This is a genomic window from Ectothiorhodosinus mongolicus, assembly GCF_022406875.1.
In the GTDB taxonomy this organism is placed as follows: domain Bacteria; phylum Pseudomonadota; class Gammaproteobacteria; order Ectothiorhodospirales; family Ectothiorhodospiraceae; genus Ectothiorhodospira; species Ectothiorhodospira mongolica.
This window is the reverse complement of sequence record NZ_CP023018.1, coordinates 72,526-99,480: the sequence shown is the minus strand read 5'-3', so window position 1 is coordinate 99,480 and position 26,955 is coordinate 72,526. Positions and strand designations below refer to the sequence as shown.

The window sequence follows — 26,955 nt, the reverse complement described above, 5'->3', positions numbered from 1 at the left end:
ACAGTATAAATTAATTAATGGGGACAGACCCCTTTTTGCCAAAAAGGGGTCTGTCCCCATTAATTAGCCTTGCGGGATGGCGAAGCGGCTTTGGTGCTGCAAATACTGATTGGCATCGACCACCGCCAGCGCGGTCATATTGACGACGCGGCGCACCGAGGATGCCTCGGTCATGATGTGCACGGGTCGCGCAGCCCCCAGCAAGATCGGGCCCACTCCCACGCCTTCGCCACTGGTAGCCTTGAGCAGATTCAAGGCGATATTGGCAGCATCGATATTGGGCATAACCAGCAGATTAGCCTCGCCTTTGAGCCGAGAACCGGGTAGCAAGCGGTCGCGGATTTCCTGTTTGAGTGCGGTGTCCGCATGCATCTCACCATCCACCTCAAGTTCGGGATCCAGACGTTCGAGGATAGAGCAGGCCTGACTCATTTTGCGGGCGCTTTCCGAATCGACGCTGCCAAAATTGGAATGCGAGAGCAGGGCGACCTTGGGTGTTAAACCAAAATTACGCACTTCCTCGGCTGCCATCAGGGTGATCTCGGCAATGGTGCGCGCATCGGGGTTCTCATTGACATAGGTGTCGGTGAGAAACAAGGTGCGCTGCGGTAGCATCAACACATTCATGGTGGCGTAATGGCGCACGCCCGTGGCCAAGCCGATAGCGTCATTAATATGCTTGAGGTGATAAGCGTGCTGCCCGATCATGCCGCAGATCATCGCGTCAGCCTCGTTGCGTCTTAAAAGCATGGCGCCGATCAGCGTGGTATTACTGCGCAGGCGGTATTTCGCGACCTCGGGCGTGATACCGCGACGGCCCATGAGATCGTGGTATTCGTTCCAGACTTCGCGATAGCGCGGATCTGAGTCCTGATTGACGATCTCGAAATCCTCACCCGGCCGAATTTGTAGCCCAATGCGCTTGATGCGTGCCTCGATGACATCGGGGCGGCCGATGATGATTGGGTAGGCGATACCTTCTTCAATGACGGTCTGGATGGCCCGCAAGACCCGCTCATCTTCACCCTCCGGATAAACCACCCGGCGCGGCGAAGCCTTGGCGGCCGCGAACACGGGTTTCATCACAAAACCCGTCTGATACACAAAACTATTGAGCTGATCGCGATAGTTAGCGATATCTTCAAGCGGCGCAGTGGCGACGCCGGAGGCCATCGCGGCCTCGGCCACAACCGGCGCAATTTTCACGATCAATCTCGGATCGAAAGGCTTTGGAATCAGGTAGTTGGCACCAAAACCTGGGACATCTTCTCCATAGGCTTTAGCCACTAATTCCGACGGTTCTGCGCGGGCGAGCTCGGCCAAAGCCTTGACTGCAGCAACCTTCATTTCATCAGTAATGCTACGCGCACCAACATCCAAGGCGCCGCGGAAAATAAACGGAAAGCACAGCACATTATTCACCTGATTGGGGTAATCCGAGCGCCCTGTGGCCATAATGGCGTCGGTACGTACAGCCTCAACCTCCTCTGGCAGGATCTCTGGATCGGGGTTGGCCAGCGCCATAATGAGCGGCCGCTTACCCATTTTCGCCACCATATCTGGCTTGAGCACGTTACCTGCCGATAAGCCGAGAAAAATATCGGCACCCTCGATCACTTCGCCAAGCGTGCGAGCGACCGTATCTTGTGCGTAAACCTGCTTAATGGAATCCATGTCCTCAGGTCGCCCTTTGTAGAGCACGCCATGAATATCGGTCACCCAGATGTTCTCGCGTTTTAAACCGAGTTGAACCAATAGGTTTAAACAGGCGAGGGCAGCGGCACCGGCACCAGAGGTCACTAATTTGATATGGCCCAAGTCTTTGCCGGTCAGGAATAAAGCATTAAGTACGGCCGCTGCCACCACAATCGCCGTACCATGTTGATCGTCATGGAAAACCGGGATGTTCATGCGTTCGCGTAGCCGCGACTCGATATAAAAGCATTCCGGTGCCTTGATATCCTCGAGGTTGATACCCCCAAAGGTGGGCTCCATCGCCGCAATGATATCGACCAACCGGTCGGGATTTTTCTCGTTGAGCTCGATATCAAAGACATCGATATTGGCGAACTTTTTAAATAAAACCGCCTTGCCTTCCATCACTGGCTTGGCAGCGAGGGGGCCGACATCCCCCAGTCCTAGCACCGCCGTTCCATTGGTGACGACGCCGACCAAATTAGCGCGAGTAGTCAGCCTGCTGGCTTGCGAGGGATCAGCCGCAATGGCCCTTGAGGCGGCCGCGACTCCTGGCGAATAGGCGAGAGCGAGATCTCGCTGATTGGTTAACCCTTTGGTGGCGACCACCGAAATTTTTCCGGGGCGTGGTTCGCTGTGATAGTCCAGAGCGGCGGTATTGATGCTGGTCTTGTCCATGCCTGCGCACAACTTGTTGTTATGAGTCTGCACCCATTATCCGCGCTTTCTGCACAAAAGGGGTACGACCCCGGTTTCAAGATGCGAAAAATGGGGTCGTACCCCATTATTTAACATAATATATATTATGCGCAATTTAGAGGGGCCTTCGGGAGTAGCGCTTCCGGCCCCAATCCCCCAGAATGCGGCCTCTGAGCTTTGTCACCGTGTTATTTGTGCTTATGTCTGAATACCAGAAACGCTATCAAGCCCTATCGTTTGATCAGCGCATGGAACTGGCCCTCTCAGCGGATTTGGATTCGCAATGGCGTCCTTTTCTGGTGAACGATCAGCACGCACAGGTAAAAACTTATTTTTCACGTCGCGTTGACCTTCGCGCCGAGGAAGTCGCCATTCTCCTGGCCGACCCCAATCAGACCGTGCGTCTCAATTGCGCCAAACGCTCTGATCTAACTTCTGAACAAGTGGAAGCTTGTGTCTGCGATCAGGACCCGAATTTGCGCTATTTCATCGCCCGCAATCCCTTGATTACCGATCTACAGCGCCAGCGCCTTTTAGAAGACAAAGATGTGTTGGTGCGTATCGCCGCGCGCAAAGGGCCTAAACAGCGCACAACCCGCGCCCGCCCCGGCCAGGCGGAAATGATTCGCTAGGCAAGCCGCTGTTTCTGATGCCCGGGTAGCCCGAGCTCCTCAAGTCAATCACGCGTCGCCAAATCAATGCCTTCGGCCATCACGCGTGCCAAATGCTGGATTTGTTCAGGCTCGATGACATACGGCGGCATCAAATAGGAAACATGACCCAACGGTCGCAACAGGGCTTGGTTGGCCAATGCGTGCTGATAAATCTTCAGGCCGCGGCGCTCTTGCCAGGGATATGGCGTTTTAGCGAGTTTGTCCTTGACCATTTCTACGGCGGCGATCATCCCAGTTTGGCGCACATCACCCACATGGGGGTGATCTTTCAGCGGCGCCAATGCCTCACTCATGACATCTGCCAGCATGCGATTACGCTCGAGTACAGGGGAAGCCTCAAAAAGGTCCAATGTCGCCAACGCAGCGCTACAGGCCAAGGCATTGCCGGTGTAAGAGTGAGAATGCAGAAACGCCTGCAGGCGTTCATATTCGGTGTAAAAGGCCTCGTATACCTGGTCATGCGTAAGCACTACAGATAACGGTAGATAGCCGCCCGTAAGGCCTTTTGAGAGGCACAGAAAGTCGGGAGTAACATCCGCTTGCTCACAAGCGAAAAACGTTCCAGTGCGGCCAAATCCTACAGCGATCTCATCGGCAATGAGGTGCACGCCGTATTGATCACAGGCCTGCCTTAAAAGGCGCAAATACTCGGGGTCATACATGCGCATGCCCCCAGCGCATTGCACCAAGGGTTCGACGATCACCGCGCACACCTCTTCCCCATGCTGTTCAAGAGCCTGTTGCATGTGACTAAATTGGCGCTTAGCGACGTCTTTGGGGGTTTCACCGGGTTCGGCATAGAAAGCGTCTGGCCCCGGCACAGTGATGACATCGAGCAGCAACGGTTTATAGGTTTCTTTATATAAAGCCACATCGCCCACAGACAAAGCGCCCATGGTCTCGCCGTGATAGCTATTGCTTAAACAGATAAAACGGGTTTTCGCCGGCCTGGCCTGATTGAGCCAGTAATGAAAGCTCATCTTCAATGCGACTTCGACCGCAGCAGAGCCGCTATCCGCGTAAAAACAACGAGATAGTGGACTTGGCGCACGTTCTACAAGACGTTCGGAAAGACGTATCACCGGCTCATGAGTAAAGCCGGCCAGAATCACATGCTCTAGCTGTGCCGCCTGCGTGCTGATCGCCGCATTGATGTGGGGGTTGGCGTGGCCAAACAGATTGACCCACCACGAGCTCACCGCATCGATATAGCGATTGCCGTCAAAATCTTCCAGCCAAACGCCCTGCCCGCGCCGGATCGGAATCATCGGCAGATGTTCGTGATCCTTCATTTGCGTACAGGGATGCCATACCACCGCTAGGTCCCGCGCGGTCAAACTATCATTTTTGCCCATTGGCTGATGATATGCGCCCGGTGACATTGATCCAACTAGATGCTTTAAAAATAGGATTAAAGAGCGTCTGGGGTCATGGCGGCGTACTCATCGCTGAAGAAGAACTTGTCGGCGCCGAAAGCCGGTTTGAGTTGATCCAGCCAAGTAGCCTTGGGATCGTACTGGGCGAAAAAGGGTTGCTGTACCCAGTCTGGATTTCTCGCTTGGATGAAACGCAGGACAAACACTTTCTCGCCCTGGATTTCCGTGACTCCTTGAATTTCGACCTTGCCCGGCCCAGCGCTCATGGAGGGGCCGCGTGCCGTGCGCCCTACTCCTGAAACCTGCTGCATAGCCTGACGATAAATCTCCCAGGCACCCACCAGCGGCACTTCGAAATAGCAGCGCGCTCCGGTGTCGCGTTCCACAAAGAGATAGTAAGGCACGATGCCGAGTTTGACCTGCTCTCGCCACATATCCGCCCAAGTCTCGGCCGAGTCATTGATGTGCGCCAGCAAAGGCCCTTGGCTGCGGATTTGCACGCCGGTGTCGCGCAGGCGGCGAATCGCTTCTCTGGCGATGGGGGTGCTCATCTCGCGTGCATGGTTGTAATGCGCCATGATCGAGACATGCTTGCCCGCATTTACCAAGCGTGCCAGCAAACCCAACAAATCATCAGCATCCTCGTCGGTGACAAAGCGATGCGGCCAGAACGTCAGGGATTTGGTGCCCAGGCGTACGGTTTGCACATGTTCGAATTCGGGTCGGGTTAAGGGGTCCAAATAGGCCGACAGGTGGCGGGTTTTCATGACCATCGGGTCGCCGCCGGTCATCAAAAGATCGGTAACCTCAGGATGCGCCAACAGGTACTCTTGAAGCGTATCGGCCTGGTTGCTGGCCATGCGCAGATCGCGATCACCGACAAACTGTGCCCAGCGGAAGCAAAAGCTGCAGTAGCTGTGGCAGGTCTGACCTTGGCTGGGGAAGAACAACACCGTCTCTCGGTATTTATGCTGCAGACCATCGATGTTCTGCCCGTCCAGCTGTGGGATATTCATCTCCATTTGTCCGGCCGGATGGGGATTGAGCTCAGCACGAATTTGGTCCGCTAGGATGCGGGTTTGGGCGGCATCAGCACCGCTATCATGCAGCTTGGCCATGCGCGCGAAGTGCTTCTCGCTGAGCATGCCCTGTTGCGGGAACACCAGCTGGAAGATCGGATCATGGGGCACCGCACGCCAGTCAATGAGCTCGTTGATCACATATTCATTGACACGAAAAGGCAACACACTGGCGACGATGCGCATGGCGCGTTGCTGCTCTTCTGGTAGTTTGGCCAGTTGTGATATCTGCGACATCTGCCGATCGGTAAACACGCGAAATGGGCGCGCATTAAATGAGCGCAAAGCATCTCTGCGATGCAGTGTCACCACTGAATTCATCTCTTTCTCCTGTTGTGCGGGCAAGAACATAACCAATGGGGTACGACCCCAAATGGGGTCGTACCCCATTCCAGCGGAAAGGGTCGCCCCCTTCACAGTTGCCCTAAAATAGTGCGATAAAGCTGGGGCACCCTAACAAATACCGATATGTGGGTGCAAATTGCCGACCCATAGGAGTCCGCTCGATATGTTTGATGAATTCCCTCAAGAGGCTGGGCTGATTCACCTGAATCATGCGGCGGTAGCACCCTGGCCGAAGCGTACCTGCGCTGCGGTCAAAGCCTTTGCTGATGAGAATATGCGGGTGGGTTCTTCCCATTATCCGCGGTGGCTGGCGACGGAGCAGCGCCTGCGTGAACGACTGGCGCGGCTGATGAATGCTCCCGCCGCTGAGGATGTCGCATTACTCAAGAGCACCTCTGAGGGTTTGTCGGTGGTGGCTTACGGCCTGAACTGGGCCGAAGGTGACAATATCGTTTTGCCCACGCATGAGTTTCCGTCTAACCGCGTGGTCTGGGAGTCCTTGCAGTATCGCTTTGGGGTGGAAGTGCGGCAGGTGGATATTTCCGCGGATGATCCTGAGGCCGCTTTATTAGCCGCTATAAATCCTCGAACGCGCCTGCTGAGTGTCAGCGCGGTGCAGTATGCGCGGGGTCTGCGTTTGGATTTGCCGCGCTTGGGCGAAGCCTGTAGAAGTCGGGGCGTATTGTTTTGTGTCGATGCCATCCAACAATTGGGCGCCCTGCCCTTGGATGTTCAGGCCTGTCACATCGACTTCCTGGCAGCCGATGGCCATAAGTGGTTGCTGGGCCCGGAGGGTTTGGCGGTGTTTTATTGCCGGGCTGAGTTGCGCGATGCCCTGAAGCTTAACCAATTTGGCTGGCATATGTTAGAAGCCGCAGGTGACTACGACCGCAGCGATTGGGCGGTGGCCGCCGATGCGCGTCGCTTCGAGTGTGGCAGCAGTAATTTGCTGGGTATCCATGCACTAGAGGCCAGTGTTTCGCTCTTGGAGGAGCTGGGCATGGGCTTTGTCGGTGACGCTTTAAAACGTAATGTGGAATATCTCATCGACCTGTTGGACCAGACTTCGTTCGAGGTGGTGTCTCCGCGAGATCCGCTGCGCCGGGCGGGCATCGTCAGCTTTAACCATGCCGATATAGACCTGCCCGCTTTGTATCGGTCGCTGATGGATCAGGGAGTTCTATGCGCTTTGCGTGGCGGCGCCATTCGCTTTTCACCCCATTTCTACACGCCTGCCGCGCATTTAGAGCGCGCGGTAGAATTAGCAACAATGGGGTACGACCCCACTAATGGGGTCAGACCCCGTTAGTGGGGTCGTACCCCTTCTTGAAGAGGCGGTGGTAGTTAGTGGTGGTGTGCTCGGCGATGGCTTCGAGGGGCTCGCCGCGGACTTCAGCGAGGCACTCGGCGACGTGGCGCACCCAGGCGGGATGGTTGGGCTTGCCGCGATGAGGTACGGGTGCCAAATAAGGCGAATCGGTCTCGATCAGGAGGCGGTCGGCGGGAACTTTGCGAGCCACTTCACGGAGTTCTTGAGCGCTCTTGAAGGTGAGGATGCCGGAAAAAGAGACGTAAAAGCCGAGATCAAGGCCGGCCTTGGCCATGTTCCAGTCCTCCGAGAAGCAGTGCAATACGCCGCCAAAGTCCTCAGCATGGGCTTGGCGAAGTACCTCAATGGTCTCACGTGGCGCTGCGCGGCTGTGGATCACCACCGGCAACCGGGCCTGACGGGCCGCCTCAAGGTGGCGCTCAAAGCGCTCATGCTGCCAAGTCAGATCACCCTCGTTGTAGTGATAATCCAAACCTGTCTCACCGATGCCAACCACGCGCGGATGAGCCGCCATTTCCACCAATTCGGCGATGCTGGGCTCATGCCCCTCGCGGGCGTTGGGATGCATGCCCACTGTGCAATTAACCTGGGCGTATTTCTCAGCTAAAGCAAGCACTTGTGGGTAATTATTCATGTCAATTGAAATGCATAGCATGTGCTCGACACCAGCCTCGTTGGCCGCATTCAAGACACCCTGCACTTCCCCGCCAAAGGCCTCAAGATCAACTCTATCTAAATGACAGTGGGAATCGATAAACATCAAGCACTCGCCTTGGCCAAAGCCGCCATGGTGCAATCTCGTAGGTTCAACAGCAAGTCCTCGACAAATAAGTCGGGATTCAGATTGCCCCCCAACAAACGCCGAAACTCCATAATTTTGATTTGTAGCTCGCTGAGCGCCTCGATATCAAACAAACCCAGCAGCTGAACTGTCTCCGCCTGCGTGGCAATACCCGATAGCGCCCCGCTGTCGTCGCTCATCGCCAAGCGCAAAGCGTCCAAGAAAAACAGCTGAATCGCCGATAACCAAACACCGGCAGCGGCGATGGGGTACGTCGAAGCCATGCCGCTCAAGCCCTTTTTGCCGCTCAGAAAGGCCAATAAAGCCTGCTTTTGCTGGTGCCAGTGTTTCAGCTCGTCTCCGCCCTCGTACTGCAAAGCCCGCAGAGGCGAGCCCTGTGCCAACGCCAAGAGTAGATCTGAGTCATGAGTGCTCCCCTGCTCTAGCAGCCATTGTTTGGCCTGAGCGCGCTCGGGTCGAGGCAAACGCAGCATCTGACAACGACTGCGAATCGTTGCCGGAAGCCGAGCAGGATGCGCGGTCACCAGCACCATCAAAGCAGGTCCCGGCGGTTCCTCCAAAGTCTTTAATAAGGCATTGGCGGCATTCAAATTCATCGCATCGGCAGGCCAGATCATGGCGATACGGCGCGGCGCATGACTCGTCGATAAGCTCATGAACTCGGTTAATTGCCGAATTGGCTCAATGCGGATATTTTTCTTGCCCTCTTCCGGGCGAAGCGTGGTGACATCGGTATGAGCACCCGCGGCCAACATGCGACAGCCATGGCATTGCCCACAGGCCAAACCTTCAGCGGTGGGCTGGGTGCAGACCTGTGCGCGAATCATCTCGTGAGCAAATTGGCTTTTACCGATGCCCTCAGGACCGTGAATAAGCACCGCATGTGGGGTTTGCTCGCTTGAGATGCGTTCCTGCCAAGCGCGCCAGGCATCTTGTTGCCAAGGCAATAAACCCAAATCCAGACCTGATTCAGGCGCCGTGGATGTCATAAGGAATCCGCCACAGCAGCAATCACCGCAGCGCGGACCGTCTCAAGATCTTGACTGGCATCCACAACTCGATAGCGATACGGATCTTGAGCGGCACGCGCCAGATAACAGGTTCTCACACGCTCAAAAAAGTCCACGGTCTCCTGTTCAAAACGATCTGCAGCGCCACGCTTACCGGCCCGTGCCAAACCAATCTGCACCGGGGCATCCAACACGACGATGCGATCAGGCCGCAGATCGCCTTGTACCCAGTTTTCTAGCGATGCAATACGCTGAGCATCGATACCGCGGCCCCCGCCTTGATAGGCATAAGTGGCATCGGTGAAGCGATCGCTCAGCACCCAGGCGCCGCGCGCCAAAGCCGGCAGAATCAGCCGTTGCAGATGCTCAGCGCGGGCAGCAAACATCAGCAATAACTCTGTGTGTTCATGCATGGCCGGCAGCTCCGGCGACAACAACAGGCCACGTATGGCCTCGGCCATTTCCGTGCCCCCCGGCTCACGCGTCGTGACCACCTCATGACCTTGCGCGCGCACATGCTCAGCCAAGGCCTCGAGATGGCTGGATTTACCCACCCCTTCCGTGCCTTCCAGGGTGATAAATCGTCCCTTAAGCGGCTTATCAGCGTCCATAACGACTGGCATCGCCTCCGAGTAGATAATCAATCACAGCGCGCCGATGCTCTTCATAAGTTTTGGAGAAATGATGTGAGCCATCACCGCGCGATACAAAAAACAAGACCTCTTCATCGGCGGGATTCACCGCTGCGCGCAACGAGGCTAAGCCCGGCAAGCCAATAGGTGTTGGTGGTAAGCCCGCATGTAGATAAGTGTTATAAGGTGTATCGCGGCGCAGATCACTGCGGCGAATGCGGCCGTCAAATTGCTCCATCCCATAGATCACCGTCGGATCCGTTTGCAGACGCATACCCCTGCGCAGGCGCTCTGTGAACACCGCAGAGACACGTTCACGTTCATCGGCTCGCCCCGTCTCGCGCTCAATAATCGACGCCAAAATCAAAGCCTCATAAGCCGATTGCAGCGGTAAGTTGGGCTGACGTTCTTCCCAAACCTCATGCAAGGCGCGCTGCATACGCTGATGGGCACGCCTGAGAAACTCTAGATCCGTTGTGCCGCGCGGAAAAGCATAGGTATCGGGGAAGAACCAACCCTCGGGATGCGCATCCGGCATGCCCAGAAGGTTCATAATCCCCGCTACCTCTTCGTCTTCCAAAGTCACCGTGATGTAAGGGTGGGTGTGCAAGGCGACTAATAACTGGCGAAATGTCCAGCCCTCGGGGACGGTGAGGCTGTATTGCACCATCTGCCCGCTGGTCAATAGCGTCAATAAATCCCTGGCCGTCATCTCAGGAAGCAGTTCGAATTCACCGGCACGAATGCGAGCTGCCAGATCCGAGCGACGCGCATGAAACTCCCAGTAGCGCGGCCTTTGTAATAAATCCTGTTGACTGAGCTCGGCGGCCAGGCGGCGCAAAGAGGTTCCAGGGGCTACTTGGTAGACCATGGGCTCTGCCAGTCCCAGCGGTCGGTTCAAGCTGCGCTGATAATCCACCACTAAGGCCAAACCCAGCAGAAAAGGCAACACCAGCGCTAGCACCCATGAGCGTCTCATCAGCGCCTCTTCGCCGGCTTACGCTGCAACAGACGCTGCAGGCGCCGCACCCCATCACTGATAACAAATTGCTGGTCCTGAAATTGCCGCACGGGCCACAGCCCAAAAACCGTATTGGTCAGGAATAAGCCCTCAGCGTCTGCTAAATCCGCCAAGGATAGGGGTCTCTCCTCGCAGGCAAAGCCCAACAAGCCAGCCGCCGCCATTAACCGTTGACGGGTAATCCCAGCGATACCACAGTGATCCAGTTGGGGCGTAAGCAATTGATTTCCCAGCACCATAAATATATTGCTCATGGTGCCACAAATCACCCGCCCTTCCTGATCCAACATCAGGCCCTCTTGAAACTCATCTTGCCATTCTGACCTGGCCAGTACTTGTTCCAACCGGTTTAAGTGCTTAATGCCGGCCAATAAGGGCTGATGTGCCAGGCGCGTCTCGCATAAACGCAGCAAAACGCCCTGCTCGGCCCAGGCGGGGTCATAATCGGGCATGGGCCCCACCTGTAGAAACCAGCGTGGGTGTGTCATTTGGGGAGGGCGATAGCCGCGCGGGCCACTGCCTCGTGTGACAATCAGCTTTAATACTGCTGCTTCGTGCTCGCCGGCGGCTTGGGCCAGGTCTGATTCCAAAGTCGACCAATCAGTCAGGGCTATTTTAAGCCGCTCTAGGCCCCACTGTAAGCGCCGGCGATGCAAAGGCCAGTGCAGGACTGCTCCGTCAGCCACGCGTAGGGTCTCAAAGACACCATCGCCGTAGTTAATCCCGCGATCATCACCGGGAATCAGAGTCAGGTCATTAGGCCCATGCGAAGGCGTCATGGGATGGCTGCGGGCCTTAGAGCTTACGGAAGATCAGCGTGCCGTTGGTGCCGCCAAAACCAAAAGAATTAGACACAGCGACATTGACTGCCTGTTGCCGCGCTGTATGCGGCACATAGTCCAGATCACATTCCGGATCTGGGTTGTCCAAATTGATGGTCGGGGGGATCACGCCATGGTGCAAGGCCAAGATACTGAACACCGCCTCCACGCCGCCGGCCGCACCCAAAAGATGCCCGGTCATGGATTTGGTCGAACTCACCGCTATTTTCTTAGCATGATCGCCCAAGGCGCGCTTAACACCCATAGTTTCGGCTTTATCACCCGCCGGGGTCGATGTGCCGTGAGCATTCACATAGTCGATTTGGTCGGCATTCAGCCCTGCGCTTTTCAGCGCCATCTGCATGCAGGCCGCTGCACCTTCACCCCCTTCAGAGGGCTGCGTCATGTGAAAAGCATCAGAGTTCCAACCAATACCCGCCAGTTCGCAGTAAATCCGCGCGCCGCGGGCCTTGGCGTGTTCGTATTCTTCCAGCACTACCACGCCAGCGCCGTCACCCAGCACAAAGCCATCGCGATCGCGGTCCCAGGGACGACTGGCCTGTTCTGGAGCGTCGTTGCGGGTCGAGAGCGCACGAGCTGCGGCAAAACCGCCGATACCCAATGGCGTGGTCGCCATTTCGGCACCGCCGGTCACCATGGCATCGACATCGCCATACATGATCATGCGCGCAGCATCACCAATGCTATGGGTGCCGGTAGCACAGGCAGAAACTAGGGAGATATTTGGGCCTTTGAGGCCATGCATGATCGAGAGATTGCCCGACACCATGTTAATGATGGAGCTGGGCACAAAAAACGGGGAAATCTTGCGAGCGCCGCCTTTGAGGTAGGCGTCGTAACTTTTTTCGATATAAGGCAGGCCACCAATGCCTGAGCCGATAGACACACCGATACGCTCAGCATTAGCTTCGGTGACTTCGAGGCCGGAATCACGTAAGGCCTGAACGCCGGCCGCCACACCGTAATGGATGAAGGTATCCATCTTGCGCTGCTCTTTGGGGGTGATGTAATCATCGGCATTGAAATCACGCACCGCTCCGGAGATGCGTACGGGCATCTCAGAGGCATCGAATACATCGATGGCCGAGATACCGCTTTTACCCGCAGTGATGTTCGCCCATGCGGTTTCGATGGTGGATCCCACCGGAGAGACAATGCCCAGACCGGTGATGACGACGCGCCGTTTAGACAAATGCTAACCCTCTTACTTGGTCTTCTTTAGCAACCAAAATGCGAACCCGTCCCTTTGTACATGGGCCGGGCCGCATTGGTTGCATCAATCACCCCACCCAAGCTTAGGCGCTGGGCAGATGCTCATTGATGTAGTCGATGGCTTGCTGCACCGTGGTGATCTTTTCGGCTTCTTCATCAGGAATTTCGGTTTCAAACTCCTCTTCCAGTGCCATCACCAGTTCGACCGTGTCCAGCGAGTCTGCGCCCAGATCGTCGACGAAAGATGCGCTGTTGGTGACATCTTCTTCCTTAACGCCCAACTGTTCCACAACAATCTTGCGGACACGTTCTTCGATATTACTCATTGTTTGCCAATCCCCTTGTGGATAAAAAATGCAGCATGAAAACGCCGCTATTGTAGTGAAATCGATCCAGTGGATCCACTTTACCGTATTGCTTATGGCATAAACATCCCGCCGTTGACATGCAGGGTCTCGCCGGTAATGTAAGCCGCAGCAGGCGAAGCCAGAAATGCCACAGTCGCTGCGATCTCTTCTGGTTGGCCCAATCGTGCCAACGGAATCTGTCCCAAAAGTGCTTCACGATGGGCTTCCGGTAGGTTTCGGGTCATATCCGTATCAATAAATCCAGGGGCAACCGTGTTCACGGTAATGCCTCGAGAACCTACTTCACGCGCCAGGGATTTGGCCAATCCCAGCAGCCCAGCTTTAGCTGCGGCATAATTCGTCTGGCCGGCATTGCCGGCTGATCCCACCACCGAGCCGACATGGATAATGCGGCCTTTACGCGCTTTCATCATGCCGCGCAAAACGGCCCGAGTAACGCGAAAAACCGCAGTCAGATTGGTTTGGATGATGTCATCCCACTCTTCGTCTTTCATTCGCATCATCAGGTTATCGCGCGTGATGCCGGCATTGTTCACCAAAATGGTGACGCTGCCATGACGCTCATTGATCTGATCGATGATTTGGGTGATGGCATCGGCGTCATTGACATTCAAGGCCATGCCTTCGCCCTTCACGCCTTCAGCCTGCATCCAATGGGTAATGGCCTGAGCACCTTCTTCTTTGGTGGCAGTGCCGATCACGGTGGCGCCCTGCTGTGCTAGTTGCAGGGCGATGGCTTTACCGATGCCACGGCTAGCGCCAGTGACCAAGGCGATTTCATCTGTGAGTAACATGTCCGGAAAATTCCTTTATTGATTCAGGCGGCGCGACCCAGTTGCATGGCCGCCTCAAGACTTTCGGGATCCGAAACGCAATGCAGTTCTAGCGACGAATCAATGCGTTTATTGAGGCCAGTAAGCACTTTGCCGGGACCCATTTCGATAATGCGGGTTATTCCCTGAGCCGACATGGCTTGAATGGTTTCCACCCAGCGCACCGGTTGTTTCACTTGCGCCGCCAAAGCCGAGCGAATAATAACCGGCTCTTCGTGGCTGGCAACATCCACATTATGCAGTACCGGAACCTTTGGGGTTTGCACGGAGATGCCTTCGAGTTTTTGATGCAGCTGCTGGCTGGCGTTGTTCATCAGGCGGCAGTGCGAGGGAACGCTGACTGGTAGCGGCAAAGCGCGCTTGGCACCCGCTGCCTTGGCGGCTTGCATGGCCGCCTCCACCGCGACTTTTTCACCAGCGATGACTACTTGGCCTGGCGCATTGAAATTCACGGCTTCGACCACGCCCGCATCTGCCACGCTTTTGCAGGCGGCCTGAACCGCATCATCATCCAGACCAATAATGGCCGCCATCGCTCCCTCACCCTCAGGGACGGCGTTTTGCATCAGCCGAGCGCGCTCAGCCACCATGCGCACCGCTTGTGCATAATCCAAACTGCCCGCGCACACCAAAGCAGAATATTCACCCAAACTGTGGCCGGCCATCATGGCCGCCGGTGCCCCGCCTTGCGCCGCCCAGACGCGCGCTACCGCGACGCCCGCAGCCAGCATCAAAGGTTGAGTATTTTCGGTGCGGTTGATCGCCTCGACGGGACCCTCGCAAGCCAGTTTCCAGAGATCAAGTTCCAAGACCTCACTGGCCTGGGCAAAAGTCTGTTCAACCTCGGGGAAACGCTGTGCCAATGCGCCCAGCATGCCCAATGACTGCGAGCCCTGACCCGGAAATACATAGGCAATCTGCATGGGGTTTCCTTACTCTCTCTACGGGAAAAACGCGTAGTTTAGGCGCATCGACGGAAAAGGTGCAAACACGCCTAGGGCTTGTTTTATGTGCGCCAGTGTTGATAATGAGGCGCTTCGTTCCACAACCCCCAGGGGCCTATGCCCAAAGAAGATCATATAGAAATGGAAGGCACGGTTCTCGAGAACCTGCCTAACACCGTGTTTCGCGTTGAGTTGGACAATGGTCACGTTGTTACCGCCCACATCTCCGGCCGCATGCGCAAGCATTATATCCGCATCCTTCGCGGTGACCGGGTCATGGTGCAAATGACGCCTTATGATTTGACCAAAGGCCGGATCGTTTACCGAAACAAGTAAAAACCGTGCCCTTAAGAAGGCACGGCTTCCGTTTCATAATTCAGGGCCAGTTTGTCATTGTCGACAATGACATGCACCTCACCGCCCTCAGATAGCCGCCCAAACAGCACTTCCTCGGCCAGCGGCTTTTTGATGTGCTCCTGAATCACGCGGGCCATGGGACGCGCGCCCATTTTCGGATCATAGCCATGCTCGGCCAGCCAGGCCCGAGCCTCATCCTCCACGACCAAGAGCACTTTCTTCTCATCCAGCTGTGCTTGCAGTTGCGTGAGAAACTTGTCCACCACATTGACGATGGTGGCCGGGTCCAGCGCCTTGAACTGGATGATGCTGTCCAAACGATTGCGAAACTCCGGACTGAAGGCGCGTTTTAGGGCCTCCATGGCATCGGTGGAGTGATCCTGTTGGGTAAAGCCCATAGTGCTGCGGCTCGACAGCTCAGCGCCAATGTTGCTGGTCATCACTAGGATGACATTACGGAAGTCGACCTTACGCCCGTTGGTGTCGGTCAAAGTGCCATGATCCATGACCTGCAGCAGCAGGTTAAAGACATCGGGATGCGCTTTTTCGACTTCATCGAGCAGCAACACAGCATGCGGGTGTTTGAGAACCGCATCAGTCAGTAGCCCGCCCTCGTCATAGCCCACATAACCCGGAGGTGCGCCAATCAAGCGAGATACCGTGTGGCGCTCTATGTATTCGGACATATCAAAACGCACCAGCTCAATGCCCAACACATTGGCCAATTGACGGGTTACCTCAGTCTTACCCACGCCCGTGGGGCCAGCAAACAAGAATGAGCCAATGGGCTTATCGCCATCACCCAAGCCCGAGCGTGCCATTTTGATGGCAGCAGACAGAGTCTCGATGGCTTCATCTTGCCCGAACACCACCATTTTCAGATTGCGCTCGAGGTTTTTCAGCACATCCATATCCGAGGCGGACACGCTTTTAGGCGGTATGCGGGCAATGCGCGCCACGATCGACTCGATATCATGCACCGAGATGGTTTTCTTGCGGCCACTGGCGGGCTGCAAACGCCGGTTGGCCCCCGCCTCATCAATCACGTCGATAGCTTTATCGGGCAGATGCCGATCGGTGATGTAGCGACTCGCCAGTTCAGCAGCGCAGCGCAGAGCCTTAACGGTGTAGCGCACGTCATGGTGTTCTTCAAAGCGGCTTTTCAGCCCCTTAAGAATTTCGATGGTTTCCTCCACGCTAGGCTCGTTCACATCAATTTTTTGGAAGCGTCGGGCTAGCGCGCGGTCTTTCTCGAAAATACCTCGATATTCCTGATAAGTGGTTGATCCGATGCACTTTAACTCACCCGTAGCCAGCATCGGCTTAATCAAATTAGAGGCATCCATGACTCCGCCAGAGGCCGAGCCTGCACCGATGATCGTATGAATCTCATCGATGAACAGCACTGCACCCGGCTCCTTTTTCAGCTGCGCCAAAACGCCTTTTAAGCGCTTTTCGAAATCGCCGCGATACTTGGTTCCGGCCACCAAACCACCCAGATCCAGCGAATAAATGGTGCTCTCAGCCAATACCTCCGGCACTTCGCCATCGACAATTTTCTTGGCCAGTCCTTCAGCGATAGCCGTCTTGCCGACGCCCGCTTCGCCGACAAACAGTGGATTATTCTTACGACGGCGACACAGGATTTGCACGGTGCGCTCTAATTCTTCAGCACGACCGATCAGTGGGTCAATACGACCCTGAAGCGCCATTTCATTGAGGTTAGTGGCGTAGGTTTCGAGGGCATTCTTGGCCTTACCCTCCTCGCCTTCTTGCACCTCGGGCCCGCTGGCAGCAGCCTCTTCATCCATTGCATCGCCACTTTTCGAGATGCCGTGGGAGATATAATTCACCACATCCAGTCGCGCCAAATCATGCTGGCCCAATAAAAACACCGCGTGCGATTCCTGCTCACCGAAGATGGCGACCAGCACATTGGCGCCGGAGACTTCTTTGCGGCCGGAGGATTGCACATGAAACACGGCGCGCTGCAAAACTCGCTGAAACCCTAAAGTGGGCTGAGTATCGCGCGGGTCGCGCAAAGGCAGCTTGGGAGTATTGGTTTCGATGAACTCCACGAGTTCATCGCGCAGGGCTTCGACCTTAATGCCGCAGGCACGAAACACATTCACTGCAGTGGGATTATCAGTGAGGGCCAGCAGCAGGTGCTCAACGGTCATGAACTCATGGCGTTTTTCACGTGCGGCTTTGAAAGCCATGTTCAGGGAAAACTCGAGTTCTTTGTTTAGCATAGTTTGCTCTAGGCCTCTTCCATCGCACACAGCAGGGGGTGCTGGTGCTCTCGTGAGTAGTCATTGACCTGTGCCACCTTGGTTTCGGCGATATCGCGGCTGTAGATCCCGCAAACGCCCTTACCTCGGGTATGCACATGCAACATAACCCGGGTCGCTTTTTCCCGGTCCATGGCGAAAAACACTTCCAATACTTCGACCACAAACTCCATGGGCGTGTAGTCGTCGTTCAATAACAACACTTTAAATCGCGGTGGCGGCTTGAGTTCAGGACGGGCTTCGTCCAATGCCAAGCCTTGGCCCTGATCTTGATCTGGTTTGTGATCGTCTCCCTTACTCATAGTTCCATTGTGCGGCCTTTTGTGCGCAATTCAACACCTCAAGCCATGTGGTCAATAATATTGTCACCAAAATCTGAACAGCTCAGCTCTGTGGTGCCTTCAACCGCGCGGGCAAAATCATAGGTAACCCGACCTGAGCTAATCGCACCGCTAAGCCCGGTTATGATTAGGTCTGCCGCTTCAGTCCAGCCCATGTGACGCAACATCATTTCAGCAGACAGAATAATCGAGCCCGGGTTCACCCGATCCAGACCCGCATATTTGGGGGCCGTGCCGTGCGTGGCTTCGAACATGGCCACGGTATCCGAAAGATTGGCGCCTGGGGCAATACCGATACCGCCCACCTGAGCCGCCAGAGCATCAGAGATGTAATCGCCATTGAGATTGAGCGTGGCAATGACGCTGTAGTCCTGTGGACGCAGCAGGATTTGTTGTAAGAAATTATCAGCAATCACGTCTTTGATGATCATGTCGCGACCGGTCTTGGGGTTTTTCAGCGTGCACCAAGGCCCGCCATCCAGCTCCGTGGCACCAAACTCTTCTATGGCCAGTTCGTAGCCCCAGTTTTTAAAGGCGCCTTCGGTGAACTTCATGATGTTGCCTTTGTGTACCAAAGTGACCGAGTCGCGGTCGTTGTCGATCGCGTACTGAATGGCCTTGCGCACCAAGCGCTGGGTGCCATCTCGGGATACCGGTTTAACGCCGATGCCGCTGCTCTCTGGGAAGCGAATCTTGGTCACACCCATCGTGTTCAAGAGAAAATCAATCACCTGCTTGGCTTCGGGCGACTCGGCAGCCCACTCGATCCCAGCATAAATGTCTTCCGAGTTTTCCCGGAAGATCACCATATCGGTGCGCTCGGGAGTTTTCAGCGGGCTGGGCACGCCCGTGAAATAACGAATGGGGCGCTGGCAGACATACAAATCCAGTTCCTGACGCAGCGCCACATTGAGGGAGCGAATGCCACCCCCCACCGGCGTGGTCAGGGGACCTTTAATCGAGACCACATAGTCACGAATCGCCTCCATGGTTTCAGTCGGCAACCAATGATCGCCGCCGTAGACATGCGTGGCTTTCTCGCCGGCGTAAACCTCCATCCACGCGATACGTTTTTTCCCGCCGTAAGCTTTTTCCACCGCGGCATCCACCACCTTAATCATCACCGGACTAATATCGACGCCGATGCCGTCCCCTTCGATGTAGGGGATAATGGGGTTATCGGGGACGTTTAAGGAGAAGTCAGCGTTGGCTGTGATGCGGGTCCCTTGTTCCGGGATTTTGATATGTTCGAAGCCCATAGCGTTTCCTTTGCCTGACGTGAATTGGCATGTCACAAACCTGTTTGGATTATACACAGTCTGTGGTTTACGGTAGTGTGCACCGCCCCAGCCTTTTCGTGAAGCCATGCGGGAGAGACTTTTGCACAGTGTATGGACCCCCAGAGTGACGGTAGCCGCTGTCATTGAGCAGCAGCAAAAATTCCTCTTGGTTGAGGAGCTTGAAGCTGGGCGAAAGGTGCTTAACCAACCGGCTGGGCATCTTGAGGAAGGCGAAAGCCTGTTGCAGGCGGTGGTGCGCGAGACCCTAGAAGAGACTGGCCGCGATCTGCAACCGGTGGCCATTACCGGCCTCTACCGCTGGGCTTGGGCTGAGAAAAACCTCACCTTTTTGCGCCTGGCAGTGTGTGGCCAGGTATCTGAGCCATTGCCAGGCAGAACCATCGATGACGACATTATCGGATGGCGCTGGGTGGGTGTTGAGGAACTGCGGGCTGATCCAACGCAATTACGCAGTCCCCTGGTCTTGACCTGTATCGAGGATTATCTCAAAGGACAGCGTTATCCTTTGGATCTACTCATTGATCTTTAGGGCCCTATGAACGCCAACGCTGAGCGCATTATCGTCGGCCTGTCCGGCGGTGTGGATTCCGCTGTGGCGGCGCTGCGCCTGTTGGAAGCCGGTTACCGCGTCGAAGGCCTGTTCATGAAGAACTGGGAGGATGACGATGAGCCAGGCTATTGTGCGGCGGCTGAGGACTTAGAAGATGCCAAAGCCATTTGCCGGATGCTGGAGATCACCCTGCATAAGGTGAATTTCGCGAGCGAGTACTGGGATCGAGTGTTTGCGCATTTTCTTCAGGAATATCGCGCTGGTCGCACACCCAATCCCGATATTCTATGTAATCGCGAAATCAAATTCCGCGCCTTTTTGGATTACGCCAGAAAGCTAGGTGCCGCGGGCATTGCCACAGGACACTATGCTCGTGTGGCTGAGGATCATGGCCGGTTTCAGCTGCTGCGGGGCCGGGATCGTAACAAAGATCAATCCTATTTTCTTTATACCCTCGGGCAAGAGCAGTTATGTGTCAGCCACTTCCCGCTGGGCGATTTAGCAAAGCCCGAAGTGCGCGCCATCGCCGCGGCTGCGGGCTTTCCTAACCACGCCAAAAAAGACAGCACGGGCATTTGTTTTATCGGCGAGCGGCGTTTTGCGGATTTCTTAAAGCGTTATCTGCCCGCCCAGCCCGGCGAGATCATCAGTATCGATGGCGATATCTTGGGTGAGCATCAAGGCCTGATGCTCTACACCCCGGGTCAGCGCCAGGGCCTGGGAATTGGCGGCGTGGCGGGCCAAGATGAAGCGCCTTGGTATGTGGTGGATAAGGATTTAGCCAAGAATCGCTTGATCGTCGCTCAAGGCCATGATCACCCTGCTCTGTTGGGCAGCGCTCTAATCGCTCAAGACATGCATTGGGTATCCGGCGCCCCTCCCGCTGAGGACCTGGCTGACGGACAAGCTTATGAGGCGATGATCCGCTATCGTCAGAAACCTCAGGCCTGCCGTTTACGCGCTCTTGAGAACCGTCCGCAACAATACCGCATCGAGTTTACCGCGCCGCAACGTGCGATCGCGCCAGGCCAATCCGTGGTGCTTTACCAAGGCGAAATCTGTTTGGGCGGTGGGGTCATTCAGGAACGCAGCTGATCTCGGTTATAGTAAGCCCTCATTTATTGCCAATCGGCTGACACACTCCCCATGCAAGCCAATGACACCAACCGTGCTTTAGCCATATCCGCATTGTGCCAAGCGGTGAGCTTGGTGCGCAGCATCGCTTGGAAAGGCGAATACGATGAAGCGGTGATGACACCGCTAGTCACCAGCCTATTTCAGTTCAGCGCTGACTCTATTGAGGAAGTCTACGGCGGTGTTGCCGCGCTCGAGCCGGGCCTGCGCATTATGGTTGAACAGTTTTCCTCCAAGGACGCAAGCCTTGAACGTGAAACCGCCACTTATGTGCTGAGTGTGTTGAATTTGCAGCGCTTGTTGATGCGCAATCCCGAGGCCATTGAAGCCCTGCGCCGTGGTATTGAAGTCGCTCAAGCCCAAAGTGAGAGCTTTGGACTGCTGCATGAGAATATTATCGAGCGCTTGGGTAGCACCTACCGCGAGAGTATCAGCACCCTCGGACCGCGCATTATGGTGCAAGGTGATAACACCTATCTTAAGGACCCAAAACTGGCCGCCACCATCCGCACGCTACTGCTGACCGCCATTCGTGCCGCGACATTATGGCAGCAAGCTGGAGGCGCTCGCTGGCGCCTCATATTCGGCCGCAAAGCCCTCGTCCGTGAGGGCCGTGCCCTGTTGCATCAGATCAACGCTTAAGCCGCTACCACCGGGATCACGGTTTTCGCCGCATCTTGGTATTCGGCGATCTGATCAAAGTTCAGGTAGCGATAGACCTCACCGGCCATGGTGTTGAGATCGGCCGCATAGCCCAGATACTCCTCCACCGTTGGCAGGCGACCCAGCACTGCCGCCACTGCGGCCAATTCCGCCGAAGCCAGATACACATTGGCGGCATCGCCGAGGCGATTGGGGAAGTTTCGGGTGGAGGTCGAGACCACCGTGGATTTCGCGGCAACGCGCGCCTGATTGCCCATGCACAGCGAGCAGCCGGGCATCTCCGTTCGCGCGCCCGCCTTCCCAAAGATGCTGTAGTAGCCCTCTTCAGTGAGTTGCTGCTGATCCATGCGGGTTGGCGGGGCCACCCAAAGCCGGGTTGGCAAGGTGCCGCCAAATTTTTCCAACAGTTTACCGGCAGCGCGGAAATGACCAATGTTGGTCATGCATGAGCCGATAAACACTTCATCGATGGAATCGCCGGTGACATCGGATAACAAACGCGCATCATCGGGATCATTCGGGGCACACAAAATCGGCTCTTTGATCTCATTCAGATTGATCTCAATGACCGCCGAATATTCGGCATCCGCATCCGCACGCATCAGGCTAGGATTGGCCAGCCAGTCTTCCATGGCTTTGGCACGGCGCTCTAGGGAACGGGCATCGCCATAGCCACTGGCAATCATCCAGCGCAGCATGGTGATATTAGAGCGCAAATACTCCGCCACCCGTTCTTCCGATAAGGTGATGGTACAACCGCCAGCCGAGCGCTCAGCTGAGGCATCGGAGAGTTCAAAGGCTTGTTCCACCGTTAAATCTTCTAAACCTTCAATCTCAAGAACACGTCCTGAAAATATGTTTTTCTTACCTTTTTTCTCAACGGTAAGAAGGCCCTGCTGAATCGCGGTATAGGGGATGGCATGCACCAAATCGCGCAGAGTAATGCCCGGCTGCATTTGACCTTTAAAGTGCACCAACACCGATTCGGGCATGTCCAAAGGCATGACGCCCGTGGCCGCGGCAAAAGCCACCAAGCCAGATCCCGCCGGGAAGGAAATCCCCGTGGGGAAACGCGTATGCGAGTCGCCGCCGGTACCGACGGTGTCGGGCAGCAGCATGCGATTCAACCAGGAATGGATCACGCCATCACCCGGGCGCAGCGAGACACCGCCGCGGTTCATGATGAAATCCGGCAGCGTATGGTGGGTACTCACATCCACCGGTTTGGGGTATGCCGCCGTATGACAGAATGACTGCATCACCAAGTCGGCTTGGAAGCCCAAACAGGCCAGGTCTTTGAGCTCATCACGGGTCATGGGGCCGGTGGTGTCCTGAGATCCCACGGTGGTCATGCGCGGCTCACAATAAGTACCCGGGCGAACGCCAGCAACACCGCAAGCTTTGCCCACCATTTTCTGCGCCAGCGTGAAGCCTTTGCCGCTGTCGGCCGGGGCTTGTGGGCGCTTAAACACGGTGGAGGGCTCAAGGCTCAGTGCCTCACGCGCACGATCGGTCAGGCCGCGGCCAATAATCAGCGGGATACGACCCCCAGCACGCACTTCATCCAGAATCACCGGTGTGCGCAGTTCGAAGGTGGTAATGACTTCGTCCGTGTCATGACGGCAAACCTTGCCGGCATGTGGGTAAATATCCACCACATCGCCCATGTTCAAGCCATCGACATCCAACTCAATGGGCAGAGCTCCCGCATCTTCCATGGTGTTAAAGAAAATCGGCGCGATTTTGCCGCCCAAACACACCCCGCCAAAGCGCTTATTCGGGACATAGGGGAGATCATCACCGATGTACCACAGCACCGAGTTGGTGGCGGATTTGCGCGAAGATCCGGTGCCCATGACATCGCCCACGAGGGCGACGGGGTGACCTTTTTGTTTCAGCGCTTCGATCTGCTCTTGCGCATTGGTGATGCCTTCCCGGGGCATCTTGTACATGGCTTTGGCATGCAGCGGAATGTCGGGGCGGCTCCAAGCATCAGGCGCCGGCGACAAATCATCGGTATTGGTCTCACCCGGCACCTTGAAAATGGTGACCGTCAGTTTTTCAGGGACTTCCGGCTTATTGAGGAACCATTCGGCATCGGCCCAGGACTGAACCAGGTTTTTCGCGTGAGCATTGCCACTCTCCGCGCGCTCTTGCACGTCATGAAAGGCGTCAAACATCAGCAATGTGTGTTTGAGCTCTTCGGCAGCCGCTTCAGCCAGCTGGGCGTCATCCAACAGTTCGACCAAAGTGGCGATGTTATAGCCGCCTTGCATGGTGCCCAACAACCGGATGGCGTGGCGGGCATCAATCAGCGGCGAGCTGGCCTCGCCTTTCGCAATGGCCGAGAGAAAACCAGCTTTCACGTAGGCGGCTTCATCCACACCCGGGGGCACGCGGTGGGTGATTAAATCCAATAAAAACTCTTCCTCGCCGGCGGGCGGGTTTTTCAGCAGATCCACCAGCTGAGCCGTCATGTCGGCATCTAGAGGCTTAGGTACAATCCCTTCTTGGGCGCGTTCAGCAACGTGTTGGCGATAGGCTTCTAGCATGGCGGATCCCCCTCCGAAGTAACCGGCGATTCCGGTTGTGTGGAATATGACTGCTGTGGGTGTGGCTTTTTGACACCATTGGTTTTTGCAGAGCAGCATTCTAGCCTAAGGCGCCGATGGCGACCACTGACAGCGCGCAAGCTAAAAACAACTAAGTCTTTGCCTGCCACTGGGTAGGCCAGACCGCCAGGAGACTCACCATGTCAGATAGCTTCCAAACCCAGACCACATTGCCGGTAGGTGGTAAGACCTTTCACATCCGCTCTCTCAGCGCCTTACGGGCCACTCATGACATTGACCGTCTGCCCTTTTCGCTGAAGGTTTTGTTAGAGAATCTGCTGCGCACGGAGGATGGCGTCAATGTCACGAAAGAGCATATCCAGGCATTGTTGGATTGGGATGCTCAAGCCGAGCCCAGCAAGGAAATTGCCTTCACGCCAGCGCGCGTGGTGCTGCAGGATTTTACCGGCGTGCCGGCGGTGGTCGATCTGGCGGCGATGCGCGATGCGATGCAGTCTTTGGGTAAAGACCCAGCGCGTATCAACCCTTTGACCCCCGTCGACTTGGTCATCGATCACTCGGTGATGGTCGATCATTTTGGGGGTGCCGACTCCTTGGACCTCAACATTAAGCTGGAATACCACCGCAACCGCGAGCGTTATCAGTTCCTGCGCTGGGGCCAACAAGCCTTCGATAATTTTAGGGTCGTACCCCCAGGCACTGGCATCGTGCATCAGGTCAATCTTGAATATCTGGCGCAGACCGTGTTCGTGCGTGAGGATAACGGCAGCCTGCAGGCCTATCCCGACACTTTGGTGGGCACTGACTCGCATACCACCATGATCAATGGCCTCGGTGTTTTGGGCTGGGGTGTGGGCGGTATCGAAGCCGAAGCCGCCATGCTGGGGCAGCCGATTTCCATGCTAATTCCACAAGTGGTGGGCTTTAAACTGACCGGCCGCCTGCCTGAGGGCGCTACCGCCACCGATTTGGTACTGACAGTCACCGAGATGCTGCGCGCACAAGGCGTGGTGGGTAAGTTTGTCGAGTTTTTCGGCGATGGCTTGGATCATCTGCCTCTGGCGGACCGCGCCACGATTGCCAATATGGCCCCGGAATATGGCGCCACCTGCGGCATCTTCCCCATCGACCAAGAAACCCTGAATTATCTCAGCCTCTCGGGTCGCGATACTGAGCAGGTACAGCTGGTCGAGGCCTACGCCAAAGCGCAGGGCCTGTGGCGTGAAACCGGCGCTCGTGAGGCCGATTACAGCGCGCGCCTGGAGCTGGACCTGGGCTCAGTCGTGCCCAGCTTAGCTGGTCCGCGTCGTCCTCAGGACCGGATCGCCCTGACCCAAGCGAAAAGCAGCTATGAGCAGACTTTAAAAAGTCATTTGGCGGACACCCCCGATGCGGTGGCGGCTGATGCCACGGTCAGCTACACCGTTGAGGACACAACATATGAACTGCCGCATGGCGCCGTGGTGATTGCCGCCATTACCTCATGCACCAACACCTCCAATCCGGCGGTTTTGTTGGCCGCCGGGCTGGTGGCGAAAAAAGCCCAAGCCTTGGGCCTCAAACCCAAACCTTGGGTGAAAACCTCCTTGGCGCCGGGCTCTCAAGTGGTACCCGCCTACTTAGAGAAAGCCGGGCTGCTTAAGCCGTTGGCGGATCTGGGCTTTAATGTGGTGGGCTTTGGTTGTACCACCTGTATTGGCAATTCCGGACCTCTGTCTGAGCCCATCAGTCAGGCCATTCATCAAGGCAAGCTGTTGGCTACCGCCGTACTCTCCGGCAATCGCAATTTTGAGGGGCGTATTCATGCCGATGTGCGCGCCAACTACTTGGCCTCACCGCCACTGGTGGTGGCCTACGCCTTGGCCGGCACCATGAACATTGACCCCTACAGCGAACCTCTGGGCATAGGTAAAGATGGCCAGCCGGTGATGCTCAAGGACATCTGGCCCACCCAAGCGGAGATTGCGGAGCTGCTGGGTGCTAATATTTCCTCGGCCATGTATCGCGACCAGTATGCCGATGTGTTTCAGGGCGATTCCAACTGGCAGAAAATCGCCACGGCAACCTCCGAGCGTTATGACTGGACGGACTCGACCTATGTGAAAAACCCGCCCTACTTCGAGCATATGAGGATGGATCCCGAGGCTATCCAAGAAATGAGTGGTGCGCGTTGCTTGGTCAAAGTTGGAGATTCAATTACCACCGACCACATCTCCCCGGCCGGCAGTATTCATCCGGATAGCCCTGCTGGCCGTTATCTACAAGAGCATGGCATCGAACCCAAAGAGTTTAATTCTTATGGCTCACGCCGCGGCAATCACGAGGTCATGATGCGCGGCACATTTGCTAATGTGCGTCTGCGCAATCAGATGGCGCCAGGCACTGAGGGCGGCTGGACCACGCACATCCCCAGCGGCGAGCGTATAAGCATTTATGACGCGGCCATGCGCTATCGCAATGAGGATGTGCCGCTCATCGTGCTGGCCGGTAAAGAATATGGCACGGGCTCCTCGCGCGACTGGGCCGCTAAAGGCACGCGCTTGCTAGGCATTAGGGCTGTCATCGCCGAGAGCTTTGAGCGCATCCATCGCTCCAACTTGGTTGGATTTGGCGTCTTGCCACTGCAATTTCTGCCCGGCCAAAACGCGCAAGAGCTCGGCCTAGATGGCTACGAAGCCTTCGACATCAGCAGCCTCGATGACGAGCCCCACACCGTGGTGGTCACCGCCCACAATAACCAAGGGGGTCAGACCCCATTCGAAGCCCGGGTGCGCATCGATACGCCCAAGGAATGGGAGTACTACCGTCATGGCGGCATCTTGCACTATGTGCTGAGGCAACTGGCGGCTGCCTGAGATCGACGCTCTTCAGGTACAATGAGCG

Annotated in this window: 23 protein-coding genes; 7 read left to right on the top strand and 16 right to left on the bottom strand. The window is 56.0% G+C overall.

Going from position 1 to position 26,955, the window contains the following annotated elements; genetic code table 11:
• Nucleotides 1-63: 63 nt before the first annotated feature.
• Entirely contained in the window at nucleotides 64-2,373 is a 2,310-nt protein-coding gene (locus tag CKX93_RS00275) for an NADP-dependent malic enzyme (RefSeq protein WP_076754232.1), read from the bottom strand.
• A 221-nt stretch (nucleotides 2,374-2,594) separates the two neighbouring features.
• Here CKX93_RS00275 and CKX93_RS00270 point away from each other — a divergent pair, with 221 nt between their 5' ends.
• Nucleotides 2,595-3,026, top strand: coding sequence for a hypothetical protein (locus CKX93_RS00270; RefSeq protein ID WP_076755165.1), 432 nt, complete (start codon nucleotides 2,595-2,597; stop codon nucleotides 3,024-3,026).
• Nucleotides 3,027-3,070: 44 nt separating this feature from the next.
• On the opposite strand, the gene CKX93_RS00265 is transcribed toward CKX93_RS00270, so the two are convergent.
• Both CKX93_RS00265 and CKX93_RS00260 read right to left on the bottom strand, forming a co-directional pair.
• On the bottom strand, nucleotides 3,071-4,423 hold the full coding sequence (locus CKX93_RS00265) for an adenosylmethionine--8-amino-7-oxononanoate transaminase (protein ID WP_076754230.1): 1,353 nt from the start codon (nucleotides 4,421-4,423) through the stop codon (nucleotides 3,071-3,073).
• A 56-nt stretch (nucleotides 4,424-4,479) separates the two neighbouring features.
• Nucleotides 4,480-5,844, bottom strand: coding sequence for a KamA family radical SAM protein (locus tag CKX93_RS00260; protein WP_076755163.1), 1,365 nt, complete (start codon nucleotides 5,842-5,844; stop codon nucleotides 4,480-4,482).
• Nucleotides 5,845-6,031: 187 nt separating this feature from the next.
• Here CKX93_RS00260 and CKX93_RS00255 point away from each other — a divergent pair, with 187 nt between their 5' ends.
• The gene (locus tag CKX93_RS00255) at nucleotides 6,032-7,177 is read left to right on the top strand and encodes an aminotransferase class V-fold PLP-dependent enzyme (protein WP_076754228.1); all 1,146 of its coding nucleotides are present in this window, start codon (nucleotides 6,032-6,034) and stop codon (nucleotides 7,175-7,177) included.
• Here CKX93_RS00255 and CKX93_RS00250 read toward each other — a convergent pair.
• The 9 genes from CKX93_RS00250 to fabD form a co-directional block, all read right to left on the bottom strand.
• Entirely contained in the window at nucleotides 7,164-7,958 is a 795-nt protein-coding gene (locus CKX93_RS00250) for a TatD family hydrolase (protein ID WP_076754227.1), read from the bottom strand. The two genes, CKX93_RS00255 and CKX93_RS00250, sit on opposite strands and share 14 nt — an antisense overlap.
• Nucleotides 7,958-8,989, bottom strand: a complete 1,032-nt coding sequence (holB, locus tag CKX93_RS00245) for a DNA polymerase III subunit delta' (RefSeq protein WP_076754225.1) — start codon at nucleotides 8,987-8,989, stop codon at nucleotides 7,958-7,960. The genes CKX93_RS00250 and holB overlap by 1 nt, the downstream gene beginning before the upstream one ends.
• Nucleotides 8,986-9,633, bottom strand: a complete 648-nt coding sequence (tmk, locus tag CKX93_RS00240) for a dTMP kinase (protein ID WP_420828605.1) — start codon at nucleotides 9,631-9,633, stop codon at nucleotides 8,986-8,988. Before tmk ends, holB begins: the two co-directional genes overlap by 4 nt.
• On the bottom strand, nucleotides 9,611-10,621 hold the full coding sequence (mltG, locus tag CKX93_RS00235) for an endolytic transglycosylase MltG (protein WP_076754221.1): 1,011 nt from the start codon (nucleotides 10,619-10,621) through the stop codon (nucleotides 9,611-9,613). Before mltG ends, tmk begins: the two co-directional genes overlap by 23 nt.
• Nucleotides 10,621-11,442, bottom strand: coding sequence for an aminodeoxychorismate lyase (pabC, locus tag CKX93_RS00230; RefSeq protein ID WP_076754219.1), 822 nt, complete (start codon nucleotides 11,440-11,442; stop codon nucleotides 10,621-10,623). Before pabC ends, mltG begins: the two co-directional genes overlap by 1 nt.
• A gap of 16 nt (nucleotides 11,443-11,458) precedes the next feature.
• The gene (fabF, locus tag CKX93_RS00225) at nucleotides 11,459-12,697 is read right to left on the bottom strand and encodes a beta-ketoacyl-ACP synthase II (protein WP_076754217.1); all 1,239 of its coding nucleotides are present in this window, start codon (nucleotides 12,695-12,697) and stop codon (nucleotides 11,459-11,461) included.
• Between the two features lie 103 nt (nucleotides 12,698-12,800).
• Nucleotides 12,801-13,043, bottom strand: a complete 243-nt coding sequence (gene acpP, locus CKX93_RS00220; protein ID WP_076754215.1) for an acyl carrier protein — start codon at nucleotides 13,041-13,043, stop codon at nucleotides 12,801-12,803.
• A gap of 92 nt (nucleotides 13,044-13,135) precedes the next feature.
• Nucleotides 13,136-13,879, bottom strand: coding sequence for a 3-oxoacyl-ACP reductase FabG (gene fabG, locus CKX93_RS00215; RefSeq protein WP_076754214.1), 744 nt, complete (start codon nucleotides 13,877-13,879; stop codon nucleotides 13,136-13,138).
• A gap of 23 nt (nucleotides 13,880-13,902) precedes the next feature.
• Nucleotides 13,903-14,841 carry an ACP S-malonyltransferase gene (gene fabD / locus CKX93_RS00210; RefSeq protein ID WP_076754212.1) on the bottom strand — a complete coding sequence of 313 codons (939 nt, stop codon included), beginning with the start codon at nucleotides 14,839-14,841 and terminating at the stop codon, nucleotides 13,903-13,905.
• A gap of 138 nt (nucleotides 14,842-14,979) precedes the next feature.
• Here fabD and infA point away from each other — a divergent pair, with 138 nt between their 5' ends.
• Nucleotides 14,980-15,198 (top strand): translation initiation factor IF-1, encoded by a 219-nt coding sequence (gene infA / locus CKX93_RS00205; protein WP_076754210.1) that lies wholly within the window; start codon nucleotides 14,980-14,982, stop codon nucleotides 15,196-15,198.
• Between the two features lie 11 nt (nucleotides 15,199-15,209).
• Here the strand turns inward: infA and clpA are convergent, their stop codons facing one another.
• From clpA to icd, 3 genes are read right to left on the bottom strand one after another with little or no spacing between them, the layout of a single operon-like run.
• Nucleotides 15,210-17,471, bottom strand: coding sequence for an ATP-dependent Clp protease ATP-binding subunit ClpA (gene clpA / locus CKX93_RS00200; RefSeq protein ID WP_076754208.1), 2,262 nt, complete (start codon nucleotides 17,469-17,471; stop codon nucleotides 15,210-15,212).
• An 8-nt stretch (nucleotides 17,472-17,479) separates the two neighbouring features.
• Nucleotides 17,480-17,812, bottom strand: a complete 333-nt coding sequence (clpS, locus tag CKX93_RS00195; RefSeq protein WP_076754207.1) for an ATP-dependent Clp protease adapter ClpS — start codon at nucleotides 17,810-17,812, stop codon at nucleotides 17,480-17,482.
• A 38-nt stretch (nucleotides 17,813-17,850) separates the two neighbouring features.
• The gene (icd, locus tag CKX93_RS00190; RefSeq protein ID WP_076754205.1) at nucleotides 17,851-19,110 is read right to left on the bottom strand and encodes an NADP-dependent isocitrate dehydrogenase; all 1,260 of its coding nucleotides are present in this window, start codon (nucleotides 19,108-19,110) and stop codon (nucleotides 17,851-17,853) included.
• A 121-nt stretch (nucleotides 19,111-19,231) separates the two neighbouring features.
• Between icd and CKX93_RS00185 the strand changes: the two genes are divergently transcribed.
• Genes CKX93_RS00185 through hflD form a run of 3 tightly spaced genes read left to right on the top strand, consistent with a single transcriptional unit; the run spans nucleotide 19,232 to nucleotide 21,478 of the window.
• Nucleotides 19,232-19,681 (top strand): NUDIX hydrolase, encoded by a 450-nt coding sequence (locus tag CKX93_RS00185; protein ID WP_234982757.1) that lies wholly within the window; start codon nucleotides 19,232-19,234, stop codon nucleotides 19,679-19,681.
• 6 nt (nucleotides 19,682-19,687) lie between these two features.
• The gene (mnmA, locus tag CKX93_RS00180) at nucleotides 19,688-20,797 is read left to right on the top strand and encodes a tRNA 2-thiouridine(34) synthase MnmA (protein WP_076754201.1); all 1,110 of its coding nucleotides are present in this window, start codon (nucleotides 19,688-19,690) and stop codon (nucleotides 20,795-20,797) included.
• 51 nt (nucleotides 20,798-20,848) lie between these two features.
• Nucleotides 20,849-21,478, top strand: coding sequence for a high frequency lysogenization protein HflD (hflD, locus tag CKX93_RS00175; protein WP_076754199.1), 630 nt, complete (start codon nucleotides 20,849-20,851; stop codon nucleotides 21,476-21,478).
• Here hflD and acnB read toward each other — a convergent pair.
• Nucleotides 21,475-24,051: a bifunctional aconitate hydratase 2/2-methylisocitrate dehydratase gene (acnB, locus tag CKX93_RS00170; RefSeq protein ID WP_076754198.1), complete on the bottom strand. Its 2,577-nt coding sequence runs from the start codon at nucleotides 24,049-24,051 to the stop codon at nucleotides 21,475-21,477. The two genes, hflD and acnB, sit on opposite strands and share 4 nt — an antisense overlap.
• 200 nt (nucleotides 24,052-24,251) lie before the next feature.
• Between acnB and acnA the strand changes: the two genes are divergently transcribed.
• Nucleotides 24,252-26,927, top strand: coding sequence for an aconitate hydratase AcnA (gene acnA, locus CKX93_RS00165; protein WP_076754196.1), 2,676 nt, complete (start codon nucleotides 24,252-24,254; stop codon nucleotides 26,925-26,927).
• Nucleotides 26,928-26,955: the final 28 nt, after the last annotated feature.